10 protein-coding genes and 2 tRNA genes are annotated in these 14,345 nt (G+C 36.6%); 8 read left to right on the plus strand and 4 right to left on the minus strand.

Going from position 1 to position 14,345, the window contains the following annotated elements:
* Positions 1 to 5 precede the first annotated feature (5 nt).
* From ABVM52_RS01695 to ABVM52_RS01725, 7 genes are all read left to right on the plus strand, one after another.
* A complete protein-coding gene (locus tag ABVM52_RS01695; RefSeq protein WP_405383095.1) occupies positions 6 to 1,313 on the plus strand; it encodes a RagB/SusD family nutrient uptake outer membrane protein in 1,308 nt (435 codons plus the stop codon).
* A 206-nt stretch (positions 1,314 to 1,519) separates the two neighbouring features.
* A complete protein-coding gene (locus tag ABVM52_RS01700; protein WP_405383097.1) occupies positions 1,520 to 2,221 on the plus strand; it encodes a FadR/GntR family transcriptional regulator in 702 nt (233 codons plus the stop codon).
* Positions 2,222 to 2,458: 237 nt separating this feature from the next.
* Positions 2,459 to 3,742: an MFS transporter gene (locus tag ABVM52_RS01705; protein WP_405383099.1), complete on the plus strand. Its 1,284-nt coding sequence runs from the start codon at positions 2,459 to 2,461 to the stop codon at positions 3,740 to 3,742.
* A 30-nt stretch (positions 3,743 to 3,772) separates the two neighbouring features.
* The gene (locus tag ABVM52_RS01710; RefSeq protein WP_405383101.1) at positions 3,773 to 4,534 is read left to right on the plus strand and encodes an SDR family NAD(P)-dependent oxidoreductase; all 762 of its coding nucleotides are present in this window, start codon (positions 3,773 to 3,775) and stop codon (positions 4,532 to 4,534) included.
* A 103-nt stretch (positions 4,535 to 4,637) separates the two neighbouring features.
* Complete coding sequence (locus ABVM52_RS01715; protein ID WP_405383103.1) at positions 4,638 to 5,678, plus strand: PfkB family carbohydrate kinase; 1,041 nt, start codon at positions 4,638 to 4,640, stop codon at positions 5,676 to 5,678.
* A 109-nt stretch (positions 5,679 to 5,787) separates the two neighbouring features.
* A complete protein-coding gene (locus ABVM52_RS01720; RefSeq protein ID WP_405383105.1) occupies positions 5,788 to 6,456 on the plus strand; it encodes a bifunctional 4-hydroxy-2-oxoglutarate aldolase/2-dehydro-3-deoxy-phosphogluconate aldolase in 669 nt (222 codons plus the stop codon).
* A 3-nt stretch (positions 6,457 to 6,459) separates the two neighbouring features.
* Positions 6,460 to 7,737, plus strand: coding sequence for an Nramp family divalent metal transporter (locus tag ABVM52_RS01725; protein ID WP_405383106.1), 1,278 nt, complete (start codon positions 6,460 to 6,462; stop codon positions 7,735 to 7,737).
* Between the two features lie 349 nt (positions 7,738 to 8,086).
* Here the strand turns inward: ABVM52_RS01725 and ABVM52_RS01730 are convergent.
* The 4 genes from ABVM52_RS01730 to ABVM52_RS01745 all read right to left on the minus strand — a co-directional run bounded on the left by ABVM52_RS01730 (position 8,087) and on the right by ABVM52_RS01745 (position 13,047).
* Positions 8,087 to 8,161: transfer RNA gene (locus tag ABVM52_RS01730), tRNA-Pro, on the minus strand.
* Between the two features lie 40 nt (positions 8,162 to 8,201).
* Positions 8,202 to 8,290: transfer RNA gene (locus tag ABVM52_RS01735), tRNA-Ser, on the minus strand.
* 165 nt (positions 8,291 to 8,455) lie between these two features.
* A complete protein-coding gene (locus ABVM52_RS01740) occupies positions 8,456 to 10,873 on the minus strand; it encodes a TonB-dependent receptor (protein ID WP_405383108.1) in 2,418 nt (805 codons plus the stop codon).
* 134 nt (positions 10,874 to 11,007) lie between these two features.
* Positions 11,008 to 13,047 (minus strand): HD family phosphohydrolase, encoded by a 2,040-nt coding sequence (locus ABVM52_RS01745; protein WP_405383110.1) that lies wholly within the window; start codon positions 13,045 to 13,047, stop codon positions 11,008 to 11,010.
* 122 nt (positions 13,048 to 13,169) lie between these two features.
* On the opposite strand from ABVM52_RS01745, the gene ABVM52_RS01750 reads away from it, so the two are divergent.
* Positions 13,170 to 14,345: an acetyl-CoA C-acyltransferase gene (locus tag ABVM52_RS01750; RefSeq protein ID WP_405383112.1), complete on the plus strand. Its 1,176-nt coding sequence runs from the start codon at positions 13,170 to 13,172 to the stop codon at positions 14,343 to 14,345.

The raw sequence follows: 14,345 nt of genomic DNA on the forward strand, positions 1-14,345 counted from the left end.
AAACAATGAAAAACATATATAAAGTAACATTGGGATTACTGCTGACATTGACAGCATGTGAAAATGATTTGGACCAGGTTCCGCCAAATATTGCAAGTGCAGATTCTTTGGAAGACTTTACCGGGGTTCTAAATGCCGCCTATTTTTATCAAATAGGATCGGTTACGCCTATGGCGGTTATGGGAGATTTTAGAGCGGACAATGCGCTAATGTTTGAAGCTCCATTTACAGAATTTGATGAGTTTGATGCGGATTTACCGGTAATGGAAGACCAGTTTTTTGGACCTTTCTATACGGCAATGTACAAATCAATATTAAGTGCAAATAATGTTATTGAAAATTCTACTGACGCCACAGATATAGGTGAAGCAAGGTTTTTAAGGGCGCTTTCTTACTTTAAGTTAGTTCAGGTTTTTGGTGATGTAACAGTGAATTTAACTGGATCACCAGCCGTAGATGACCCATCTATATTGGCAAAGCAACCGGCTGCTGGCATCTATACTGATGTTATTGTTCCAGACCTGCAAGATGCCATTTCAAAATTGGATAATAGTGGTCTTGGCAGTGGAAGAGCTTCTGAAATTGCTGCGCGTGCCCTTTTAGGTAAAGTATATCTATTTCAAGGGGATTTTGGTAATGCAGAAACACAGTTGGCCAGTGTGGTAAATGGTGCTGCAGGTGCTGGTATTGAGCTACAGACAGATTTTGCTACAATATTTGGAGCAGACTATGATTTAAATCCTGAGATTATTTTTGCAACACAAATTTCAAGTTCCATTGTTGATGAATATGGTTTCTCAGAATTTTGGTCTTGGTCCGGTGGTCTGGATACAAAATCGCTAGAACCATTAGACCTTGATCTGGTTGCTGCTTTTGATGATAGCCCAGGTGATTTAAGAAGAGCTGTTACGATAGATGAGACCATATTGGCTTCTCCTAAATTTCCACAGACCAATGGACCGGAACATGACTGGATCGAGATTCGTTTAGGTGATGTAATCCTAATGTATGCAGAGGCTTTAAATGAAAATGGCAACACAGAAGATGCGTTAACCGAATTAAATAAAATTAGAGACAGAGCAGGTTTGGATGACTCTCCCGCTGAAAGTCAGGCTGAAGTTAGACAAGCTATACAAGATGAAAGAAGGTTAGAATTGGCCTTTGAAGGACATAGATGGTTTGATTTGGTTAGAACAGGAACCGTAGATACAGAAATGGGAGAATCCGTGAATCCAAATTATTATTTGTTCCCGATTCCAATTTCTGAAGTTTTGGCCAGTGGTGGTGTAATTACACAGAATCCAGGATATTAATAAAATAGGTTTTTTTGAATAGTTGTTGAGTTGGTTTGTACAGTTAGCACAACTGGTCTAGGACTAGACCAGTTAGCTACTGTATATTTTAAAACCCTACAAATAATCATAAAAATCTCTGGATAAATAGTTTTTTTGCTTAAGGTTAATTGTCTAAATTTAACAAACCAATCTGGTTAACCAATTTTTGAAGTTATTTATAAGGTATGAAATTAGACATCCTCACACGAACGGAAAATCAAGAAATACAACATAGCATAATCTCTAAGATTAGAGATTTAATGAATTATAAAAATCTTGAACCCGGAGACAAATTGCCCTCAGAGAGAATGCTTTCTGAAAAATTCAATGTAAGCAGAACCAATGTTAGGGAGGCTATTCAAAAATTGGAATTTTATGGTCTACTGATTTCAAAACCACAGAGTGGCACTTTTGTAGCCGATATTGGTCAAGTTGCCATGAACGGTATGATCGAGGATATCCTGAGGTTAGAGGAGCCAGATTTTAAATCTTTGGTCGAGACCAGAATTTTATTGGAACTAAAGACCGTTCGTCTAGCGGCACAAAGAAGAACCAAGGATGATTTAATGCAGATGAAAATGGCTCTGGACGCTTATAGTGAAAAGGTGAAAAACGGAGAAGATGCTGTTCAAGAAGATTTACTTTTTCATTTGGCTATAGCAAAGGCCAGTGGTAATAGCACCATGAATACTTTTATGTTGATCATAACACCGGAAATCATTACAAATTTTGAAAAATATCATGTATGTGACAAAGGAATGGCATTTAGGGGAATTGAAGAGCATGAAGATATTTTCAATGCAATTAAGGAACAGAATCCTCAATTGGCAAAGGCAAAAATGAAAGTACATTTTAAAACATTATATCAATATTGCTATAACATATAAATAAAAAATATCAAAAAAGATAAAATTGCACGGTTTTATCTTAGTTAGAAAAAAAATCATAGTGAAGGGAATAATACTTAAAACTACTATTAAAATTCAGCTATAATTTGATCCTCTTTCAAATTATTATAAAATTTTTATAAAAGATTCTAAGTATAAAATTTTACACAAGCATATTGCTTGGGTATCTCTCATTGCCAATTTTGAAAAAAATTTAGGGTAACCAAACTATTGAATATGAAAGTTAAAGGATTACGTTGGTGGATTATCACATTGATTTTTGTGGCCACGGTTATCAATTATATTGACAGAACCGCTTTTGCATTATTATGGCCGCAAATGGGAGAAGATTTAGGCATGGATAATTCTGACTATGCCCTTATGCTCAACATTTTTATGGTGACATATGCAGCCAGTAAATTTTTATCCGGAAGATTATACGATAAAATTGGAACTAGAATAGGTTTTATCTTATCTATTGTAGTATGGTCGTTAGCTGCAACCTTTCATGCTGTAGCACAAGGAATTATATCATTATCAGCAGTTCGTGGCATGTTGGGACTTGGTGAGGCAGGGCTATGGCCTGGCGCCGTAAAAAGTAACGGAGAGTGGTTTCCTGTTAAACAACGCGCATTGGCACAAGGAATTTTCAATTCAGGCGCCTCCATAGGTAACGTCATTGCCCCAATAATCATAGTTTTTCTCTACGCCCAATTTGGATGGAAGTCTACCTATGTAATTTTAGGTGTACTAGGACTATTATGGGTAGTGCCTTGGTTTATATTAAACAAGTCAAAACCAGAGGATCATCCATGGATTACCGATGAGGAAAGAAACTTGATCCTAAATGATAGAATTGAAAATAACGACGTGGCCATAGAAGGGGCCAAAAGCTTAAGTGTTGGTAAAATTTTAAGTTACAAACAACCCTGGGGAATTCTACTTTGTAGATTTTTCATTGAACCAATATGGTGGTTCTTTGCCGGTTGGATGCCTATTTATTTGAACTCAAAATTTGGGTTAAGTATAGAAGAAATCGGAAATACCATGTGGATTTCCTATTTAATGGCTGCAGCTGGGGGAATATTAGGAGGCATGTTTACCGAAGCCATTATAAAACGTACCTCTGTAGATGTGGGTAGAAAAGCCAGTATTGTCTTAGGGTGTTTGTTAATAATTATCGGTTTTGTTTCCATTATAATGTTCTTAAGTGATTCTAACTATATGACCTTCATATACTTGGCAGGGATGGCACTTTTTGGATTTCAATTTGCCATAGGAAACATACAAACCTTGTCCAGCGATTTATTTAAAGGTCCGTCAGTAGGAACTTTGGCAGGTTTAGCAGGAACGGTTGCAGCCATATCCCCTATTATAATGAATTGGTTTATAGGAACAATTACAAAAGAAGGTTCTTATACCCCGGCATTTATGGCTATTACCGTTTCGGTAATATTGGCTGTTTTGGCAATCTTCATTTTAATTAGAAAAATAAGACTAGTAGATAGTACAGGTGAATAAAAAAATAATATAGATTAAAATTAACATAACATGAGTAATAAAGGAAAAGTAGCAATAGTTACAGGAGCAACAGGAGGTATAGGATTTGAAGTGGCTAAAAGACTAGGAAAAGATGGGTATACCGTAATCTTGAACGGTATTCAAGATGAAGTAGGTGCCAATAGGGTAAAGGAACTCACGGCAGAAGGAATAAACGCAGAATACAAAGGTTTTGATGTTACAAGTGAAGAGGCCGTTTCTTCAAATATTAAAGCTATAGGGGAAAAATACGGAAGAATAGATGTACTGGTCAATAACGCAGGTGGTTTAGGCGGTAGATCCCGATTTGAAGAAATGACTACCGATTTTTACAGAAAAGTCATGGCATTGAACTTAGATTCTGTATTCTTTGCTTCTAGGGCAGCTATACCCTACCTAAAAAAAGGAGACCATCCATCTATAATCAATTACACCTCTAACGCAGGTTGGACAGCGGGTGGCCCTGGTGCAGGTATTTACGGTACTTCCAAAGCTGGGGTTCATGCCATTACAAGAGCTTTGGCTAAAGATTTGGCAGAGTATGGTATACGCGCAAATGCCGTATCACCTGGTACTATAGATACGCCATTTCATGCGCAGATCAAAGCTACCAAACCAGAAGTGTTTGCTTCATGGGCAAACAATATAATGCTAGGTAGATTGGGTCAACCAGAAGATGTAGCTGGTGTTGTTTCTTTCTTAGCTAGTAAAGATGCGGCATTCATTACGGCAGAAACCATTCAAATTGGTGGTGGTCAAGCATTAGGTATCTAAATTACAGACATTTTAAAATCAATCTTAAACAAAACAATAGTGCTTTTTACGGGTTAACAAAAAAGTAATTTCCCGTATAGGAAGCTAATATATTCTAGAATTAATGAAAAAAGTAGTAACCTTTGGAGAGATAATGCTACGCCTTGCACCTCCAGGATTTTTAAGGTTTTCACAAACCAATAGTTTTGATGTAGTATATGGTGGTGGCGAATCTAATGTGGCCGTTTCCTTGGCCAATTATGGGGTGCCCGTAGATTTTGTAACACGTTTACCAAAAAATGACATTGGAGAATGTGCCCTTATGGAAATGAGAAAACGTGGTGTTGGTACGGACAAAATTGTTTTTGGTGGCGATAGATTAGGTATTTATTTCTTGGAGACCGGTGCTGTTAGTAGAGGTAGTAAAGTAGTTTATGACCGTGCACATTCTGCCATTGCGGAAATAGAATCTGGAATGATAGACTGGGATGCTGTTTTTGATGGTGTTGAGTGGTTTCATTGGACCGGGATTACTCCTGCCATCTCACAAGGAGCGGCCAATGTGTGTTTAGAGGCGGTAAAAGCTGCAGATAAAAAAGGCATTACCATTTCTACAGATTTAAATTATAGGGCAAAATTATGGAACTATGGTGGCGACCGTGAGAAGATTATGACCGAGTTAACCTCGTATTGCGATATTATACTTGGAAACGAGGAGGATGCAGAAAAGCATTTCGGTATTCACCCAGAAGGTTTGGATGTTCATAAAGACGGCCATGATGTAAAGGCGGAAGCGTTTTTATCGGTTTGCAAACAAATGATGACAAAATTCCCTAAAGCTAAAAAGGTCATTACCACCTTAAGAGGCTCTATTTCAGCATCACACAATACCTGGGCAGGTGTGCTATGGGACGGTTCTAAAATGTTCGAGACCCGTCAATACCAAATTACGGATATCGTAGACCGCGTGGGCGGTGGAGATTCTTTTATGGGCGGACTTATTTATGGTTTGCTAAAATATCCTAAAGACGACCAAAATGCTTTAGATTTTGCCGTTGCCGCGTCTTGTTTAAAACATACCATTAAAGGAGATGCCAATCTGGTAACAGTTAGTGAAGTGGAAAAATTAATGGGTGGTGATGCTTCTGGGCGGGTCGCAAGGTAATACCTTATTCAGATTGTCTTCTAAAGAGGGTAATATTTTATGTTTAATACAACTATAATACGTAACTAATTATAAAACCCCTGCTTTAAGGTACGGGTAAAATGGATTTATGGCACAATATTCAAGAATAGAAGTAGCACGGGTAATGAAAGAATCTGGAATGGTACCCTTGTTTTACCACGCCAATATTGAATTGGGCAAACAGGTTTTAAGAGCATGCTACAATGGTGGGGCAAGATTGATGGAATTTACGGCACGTGGAGATTTCGCTTTCGAAGTATTTTCAGAATTGAACAAGTTCGCAATTAAAGAACTTCCTGGAATGATTATGGGTGTTGGATCCATAACCGATGCAGCTGCGGCCTCTTTATTTATGCAGATGGGGGCCAACTTTATTGTAACCCCATCGTTACGCGAGGATATTGCCATTGTTTGTAACCGTAGAAAAGTATTATGGTCACCTGGATGTGGCTCCTTGACAGAAATCAATAAAGCAGAGGAAATGGGCTGTGAAATAGTTAAACTATTCCCTGGAGCCCTTTACGGACCTGGTTTTGTTAAAGGCATAAAAGGTCCACAACCTTGGACGAGCGTTATGCCTACCGGTGGTGTAAGTACAGATGAAGCCAATTTAAAAGCTTGGTTTAATGCGGGGGTTACCTGTTTTGGTATGGGGTCTAAACTAATCAGTAAAGAAATATTGGACAATAAGGACTTTACAGCATTGGAAAATACGGTGCGTTCAACATTACAAACAATTTCTAATTTAAAAGATTAAAAAATGATAGAACCAAAAGCAAGTACATCCATTTTAAAAAAAATACTTGCTTTGGTTTTAGCATTTGGCCCGGGAATATTTGCTATTGGCTATACCATTGGTACAGGCAGTGTCACCTCTATGATTGTAGCTGGCAGTACATATGGTATGCAACTATTATGGGTGCTTGCCATAAGTTGCGTTTTTTCTGGCCTGCTTATGTATACCTACGGTAATTATGCGCTGATTTCTGGAGAAACGGCACTTTATGGATTTAAGAAAAACATCAAAGGAGGAAAATTAATTGCAATACTGATCATAGTGGGCATTTCCTTTGGTCAATGGAATTCTTTAATGGGTATTTTAGGGATTTCCGCAAATATTATTTATGAAATCTTCCTTATTTATTTTCCACAACTAGAAGGTTTCCGGTATGGGACCGTCCTTATGGTTGCCATTCTGGTCATTGCTATCATGTATGCACTGTTATGGGTAGGAAAGTATACTTTTTTTGAAAAAATATTGGTCATATTTGTTACCATAATGGGATTATCATTCATCATTTCTCTTTTTATGGTATATCCTTTACCAATAGAAGTACTCCTAGGTCTAGTACCTTCCATCCCTAAAGTAGAAGGAGGCAAAATGATGGTAGCCGCCTTTGTAGGAACTACTATGGCAGCAGCAACTTTTTTGTCCCGTCCCCTATTCATTAAAGGTAAAGGTTGGACAATTGCAAACAGAAGCCAACAAAAGAAGGATGCTATTTCTGCCGCAATATTGGTATTCATTATAAGTGCGTCTATAATGGCCGTTGCCAGTGGCGCACTATTTCATCAAGGACAACCGGTGACCAAAGTATTGGATATGGTTAATACACTAGAACCTATTGCAGGCAATTTTGCACTGACCTTATTTTTCTTTGGAACCTTAAGCGCAGGCTTGTCCTCTATTTTTCCTTGCTTACTGATCGCTCCAATATTATTGGCAGATTACCAGTCAGGAGAGCTGGATACAAGCTCCAAACAGTTTAGGACCATAACAGCTATAGCTTGTTTATTTGCATTAATAGTACCCGTATTTGGCGCTAACCCAATTGAAATGCAGATAATGTCACAAGTATTCAATGTATTTGTTTTACCAATAGTTATTGTTGGCATTCTACTTTTGATAAACAATAAAAAAATCATGAAGGGACATAAAACAAGTTTCTGGATTAATTTAGGCTTATCCGCTGCACTTTTATTTGCCTGTTTAATTTCTTATAATGGAATTTTGGGGCTTATTGATTTTTTTAGGTAATAATTTAAATGAGGTTTTTGTTATAACCATTACCTATATTCCCTTAAATCATCTATAAAAATCATCACCTACCCACCTATTTGTTAGCCATTTATAATATTCCCTTGCTTATATTTCTCCAAAAAAGTTGTTGATTTACAACTTTGGTTCACTTTATAATTGAAAAAGTTAAAAGGAAATATAATTTAAAAATTCTGGGAATTATTTTATCGTATGGCCATCTAAGCCCTCCTAAGTACTATAAGTCCATAACTTATAAATTGATACAAGATTCATTTATGTAGATGACCGGCGAAAATCGTGTAAACAAAAAACCTGCTAATCAGTTGATTAGCAGGTTTTAAAAAAGTCGGGGTGGCAGGATTCGAACCTGCGACCTCCGCGTCCCAAACGCGGCGCGATAACCGGGCTACGCTACACCCCGAAAATGGTTATCAAAAAATATGTCTCTCAACATACTGTTGCGGAGAGACAGGGATTCGAACCCTGGGTAAGTGTTTCCACCTACGACGATTTAGCAAACCGCTCCTTTCGGCCACTCAGGCACCTCTCCAGTAATTCTTCAATGAACTGTTGCTCTAAATAGCGGATGCAAATGTATAAGTATAACTGGTTTTACACAACTATTTTGTTGGTTTTTTTAAAGAAAAAAATACCATGTTATATTTCAAATCTTATTTGCAGCTACACCTGTCTGAAAATCTGATAATTATAGTATTTAATTTACAATATTTAGCTCCCCTATGTCTCCATTTTCTGTAACGGCCGTTGCCTTTAGTTCTAAAATTGTACTTTCATTAGGTAATTTAAAATTAATTATAGCTTCTCCTTTATCATCTGTCATTATTTCTGTATCCCAAAACAAGGTCAGCAATTTATTTTTTGAACTTTTATTGTTTTTAAATAAATCTTTCTGATATTCTTCAAAGTTGGCCGTTTGAGAGTATCCTTGAAATTTTATAAAGGCTTCCTTTCTTTTTGTTGCATCTAAAAATGAGCCAGAACGTGTGTAAATAACAATGGCACCACCCGTGGCACGCGATCCGTAAATAGATGCCTTTGGGCCAAATAAAATTTCAATTCGCTCAACATCTACAGCAGGTAAAAAAGACATTATTTCAGGTAAACCTGAATATATTCCTAATGCAGAATTACTTTCTTGAGATAATGGCATACCATCAAGAACCCACAAAACAGGTCCTAAACCAGCGGCTTTTGGTAATACCACTCTAGGAGTCATTGACCCCAACCCCATAACTTGTACGCCAGGTATCCCCAAAAACATTTGAGGAATAGTTTTAGGTCTTTTGGGGTCTTGGAAAACAACCCTAGAAGGTTCAATGCCATAAACTGATCGAGCCCCTTTCTTTTTGTTTTCTATTTTTTTATCCATTACAGAAACCTCCTCCAATTCAATTAACCGATCCTCATCAATAGGTTGCCATGAAGAAGATTGTACTATGTCACCTTTTTTAACTTGATAGTCTTCTGCCCTATCTTTTTTTACATTTTTCCCTAGATTTTGTCCTGTTTCCTCCAAAGGAATAAACTTCACTAAACGATTCCTTGTAGCATCACCTGTAGTCCTAAACACCAATTCTGTCTCCCCTTCAAATTGTAAATCCTCTAACCTTAAGATTCCCTTACCGTTTGTTACAATTTCTTTGAACACCATATCTTTTTCAGATACACCATAAATTTGAATTTTAGTATTTGGAAGTAACTCATCATATAAATTATAGGCATACCCATAAAGGTCTAAACCCTGTTGAAATGGATACTTTATATTATCAGGAATATCCTGTACCGGTAATTCGTTTTTTTGATTTACAAATGTTAAAACAGAAATATCATTCTTATAAAGCTTTTCACGTTGTATGTTAAATGAACTTTTTAAGTCCTTAACATCCAATTTCTTTTCATCAATTATTTTTTTAACCTCTTTGTCCAACCCAATAGAAGAAAAACCTACCGCACTAAAACTAACTTGTGTTTCTTTAGGTTCTCCTTGTAAGTCCATCACTTTTACTTTATAAGATATTTCTCCTTCATTATCATGATTCAACTTGGTCAAAGAAATATTTAGATTATTATTAATCTCAATAGGTACCGGTCTTTGTGCCAACTGAACACCATTTTCATTGATCAATTTAATATTAAGAATTCCAAAAGGGATTCCTTCTTTAGGGACTTCGATAATAGTTGATGAGCTTTTTAGGTCTAGCTTCTTTTCAAAATAAGTTACATCGCCCATTTCTCCTTTTAACCAAACTTTTGAATTTGAAAATTCTTCGGTTTTTTGTATTCTAATGGTAAGGTTTTCGGCATTTAAATTATTTACATTTATAAGTACACCTTGTGAGATACTATTTGGCAGGGCGAAAAAATCTCCATTCTTTGTTTTAAGCATATACTTCTTTCCCTCAATAGGCGTAAACTTAACGGATGAAACTCCTTCTCCGTATGGCTTTACAGAAGTAACCATATTATTTTCAGCTACAATATCACCATCAATGCTTACCCTTTTCCCTTCTTTATCAATGGCTTTGATCAACAACCAATTATCCAGGTTGTTTACAAGATTTCCACCTTCTGGGTAAAACTCAACATTGGTAATATCTTTTTCTTTTCTAGAGTTTGAAAACTCGTTAAAACTATCCGTATTTAATTTTATATTATAATAATACGATTTACCATAATTCTGCATCCAACGGGTATACGCCCTTAATGTATACGATCCTTTTGGTAATTTTTTTGGGGCCACAAAAGCACCGTTTGCCATACCATCACTAACCTTGTAATAGTTTGTGGCAATAACCATATCATTTTCGTTTAACAATTCCAGTTTTAAAACTTTACTCAATGTAGCCCTAAGCCTATTTGGTCCCGTAAATAAATAAGCCTTAAAGAATAAAGGAGAATCTTTGTTAATGATTTCTTTATCTACATGAAGTAATACCCGCTCCTGCCAAACTTTTAAATAATCTTGATCATTATAATAGGTTCTTGTTATATCTTCATTTAAAAAAACCTGTTCTAATTCATTCTGAGAAGGACCACCGTTTTGCGCAGATAATGATGCCTGAAAAATTGTAAAACCGATTAATAAAAGTAGAAGATTTATTTTGACTTTCATGTTATGCTGATTATGAAATTAATACAAAGGGGAACCTATCATATTAAAAATAAATAAAGAAGAAGTAAAATAGAATCTAAATTCTAATTTTAACATATTAAGCCACAAGGAATTGTACTAAATTAAAACAACTTTTACTCAGGATATTCCACACGTAAATGATAGATATTCGTAAGCTTTTGCTTAAATATCTTCTTAATAGTTTCAATTTCCTTAAAGGTAATATCAGCATTTAAAAATTGATTGGCTTTCATCTGTCCGGATATGATTTTATCAACAAACTCATCGATGACCAAGAATGTAGGGTCTTTTAAACTTTTAGACGCAGCTTCTACAGCATCTGCCATCATCAGAATTGCCGTCTCCCTAGAAAAAGGTAAAGGCCCAGGATATGTAAAATCTTCTTCATTGACCTCATCGCCATTTAAATCTTGCTGTTTTTTATAGAAATAATACACCATTGTTGTACCGTGATGTGAGCGTATAAAATCTATTATACGATCGGGTATTTTATTTTTTCTTGCCAGCTCAATACCCTTGATTACATGATCTATAATTATTTTGGCACTATGTTTAGGACTTAACTCATCATGAGGGTTTACATTGGTAATCTGATTTTCAGTAAAAAATGTTGGATCGTTCATTTTCCCTATATCATGGTAAAGGGCTCCTACCCTTACCAACATAGCATTGGCCCCAATCTCGTTGGCTGCCGCTTCTGCCAAATTGGCCACCTGTAAAGAGTGATGAAATGTTCCCGGAGCTTTATTGGATAATTCTTTTAATAATTTAGAATTGGTATCTGACAATTCTAAAAGTGACACATCAGAAACCAGTCCGAAAAGTTTTTCATAAATGTAGATAAGGGGCTGTACAAACAACGTTATCATTCCATTTAAAAGAAAAAGACCAAAAGTAAACCACTGAATGTCACTTAAATCTCCCTCATGAATGGTATGAAAGGCCAAATATCCTATAATATAGATCAAGGTTATTTGCCCAACACTTACAAAAAGGTTAGCTCTTTTATAGAGTTCAGAGACGGTTAAAATGGTTACAATACCCGTAATAATCTGCAGAAATATATATTCAAAACTATTTGGGACTACAAAACCCAATATCAATACGGCCAAAACATGGACAAAGAGTCCTAAACGTGCATCAAAAAAAGTCTTTAAAATAAGTGGAAGTATGCACAAGGGCACCACAAATACCAATTCATCGTTATATTTTACTACCATGGTAGTTATGAATACCATGAGCAACATATTAAAAAATATAAAGGTTACCTTGATGTTATTATCGTAGACTTCCTTTCTATATTTTTTTAGGAACAAAAATAACATTACCAGTACAAGGGCCACTAGAACCGTATAGCCTATGAGTATGAAATAATAGTTATTGGCTGTCCATAATTCCGATTCATACTCTCCCTTTAACGACTCAAGTATTTTAAGGTTTTCCGCTTCTACAACTTCTCCTTTTGCTATAATTAAGCGTCCTTGATCTACCGTACCCCTGGTATAGGATAATTTTGAAAGTGCTTCATCCCTTGCTTTTTTAGTTAAGCTATTGTCAAAACTAACATTAGGGGTAATTAAATCAAAAAACAGGGCCTGGGTTTCATTTTCAAATAAAGAAAGATTGTTTTGATTTAAAACCGTACGGATTAAATCATTGATTTCATTAATTTTAAAAAAGTCCGTTACCCTTACTTTTTTTGCTTCGTTCTCCTTAACTAGATAAATGAAGTTACGCTGTACCTGCTTTCCGCTATTTTGTAGAATTCCTTTATCATAAATAGAATCTAGAATAACCTTGGACACATTTTTGAGTCTATTTCTTTGACTGTTTCTTAGTGCTACATCATTCCATTTTTCTTCAAACGCTTCCTGAAACGCATCCTGTAAGTCATCTACTATTTTTTGATTATATCTATAATAAGGTAGTTGATTGCGCTCAATAGCCTGGGTCTCCTCAGCAATCTCCGCATCGGTTTTTTGTATTGAAAAATCAAATGGTGCATACAGGTTATCGTACTGCCAAGGCTTTCCTTTTTGGAATTCATATTTGAATTTTCCTCCCTTTGGCAAAAAGAAAACAATAAATGCCACCGCCACTATATATAATATATATTTAAATATGAGAGATTGCTTTTTGTACAGATTATCCAAAAGAAAATATTAAAAGGTTCATCAAAAATAGAAAATATTAATCTGATAACTAGGAATTGAAACGATAACCCATGGATTGCTATAGAATTTAGTAATTTCGTGGTATCAACAAAAATATACGAATGAAAGAGGTTGTTATAGTTTCGGCAGTTAGAACACCAATTGGTAGTTTTATGGGCGCATTATCCAGTATAGCCGCTCCTAAATTAGGCGCTATTGCTATTGAAGGTGCTCTAAAGAGAATAAATTTAGATGCAAATCTTGTGAACGAGGTCATAATGGGCAATGTTGTGCAAGCCGGTACAGGCCAAGCACCGGCCAGACAGGCTGCCATTTATGCCGGAATACCCAATACCGTACCATGCACCACCATAAATAAAGTTTGTGCTTCTGGTATGAAAGCGGTTATGCAAGGGGCCCAAGCCATAGCATTGGGAGATGCGGATATTGTTGTGGCGGGAGGTATGGAAAACATGAGTGCCATACCACATTATGTGCACATGAGAAAAGGAACAAAATTTGGCCCTTCTACCTTAATTGACGGAATGCAAAAAGATGGTTTGGTAGATGCCTATGATGAAAATGCCATGGGTGTTTGTGCAGATGCCTGCGCCGTAAAGCATGAGTTTTCCAGAGAAGATCAAGATGCTTACGCCATACAATCTTACAAACGCTCAGCCAGTGCCTGGGAAGATGGTAAGTTTAAAAATGAAGTAGTACCCGTAGCAGTTCCTCAACGGCGTGGTGAACCAAAGCTAGTTGAAAAAGATGAGGAATTTAGCAATGTGTTCATTGATAAAATCCCTAATCTTAGACCAGCTTTTTCCAAAGATGGTACGGTAACCGCCGCAAATGCGTCTACGATTAACGATGGTGCCGCTGCATTGGTACTCATGAGCAAGGAACGCGCAATGGAGCTTAATCTAGAACCTCTGGCCGTAATAAAAGGATATGCCGATGCCGCCCATGAACCGGAATGGTTCACGACCGCTCCCGCAAAAGCACTTCCTAAAGCTCTGAACAAAGCAAATGTGACCATAGAGGAAATTGACTTTTTTGAATTTAACGAAGCATTTTCTGTCGTAGGCTTGGCAAATATGAAATTATTGGGACTGCAAGACACCAATGTAAATGTAAATGGTGGCGCCGTATCTCTTGGTCACCCTTTAGGATGCTCAGGCGCTAGAATATTGGTAACGCTAATCAATGTATTGGAGCAGAATAATGCAAAATTGGGTGCTGCCGCAATTTGTAATGGTGGCGGTGGAGCATCGGCAATGGTAATTGAAAGACCATAA

The sequence above is a fragment of the Maribacter sp. LLG6340-A2 genome (assembly GCF_045057105.1).
GTDB lineage: Bacteria > Bacteroidota > Bacteroidia > Flavobacteriales > Flavobacteriaceae > Maribacter.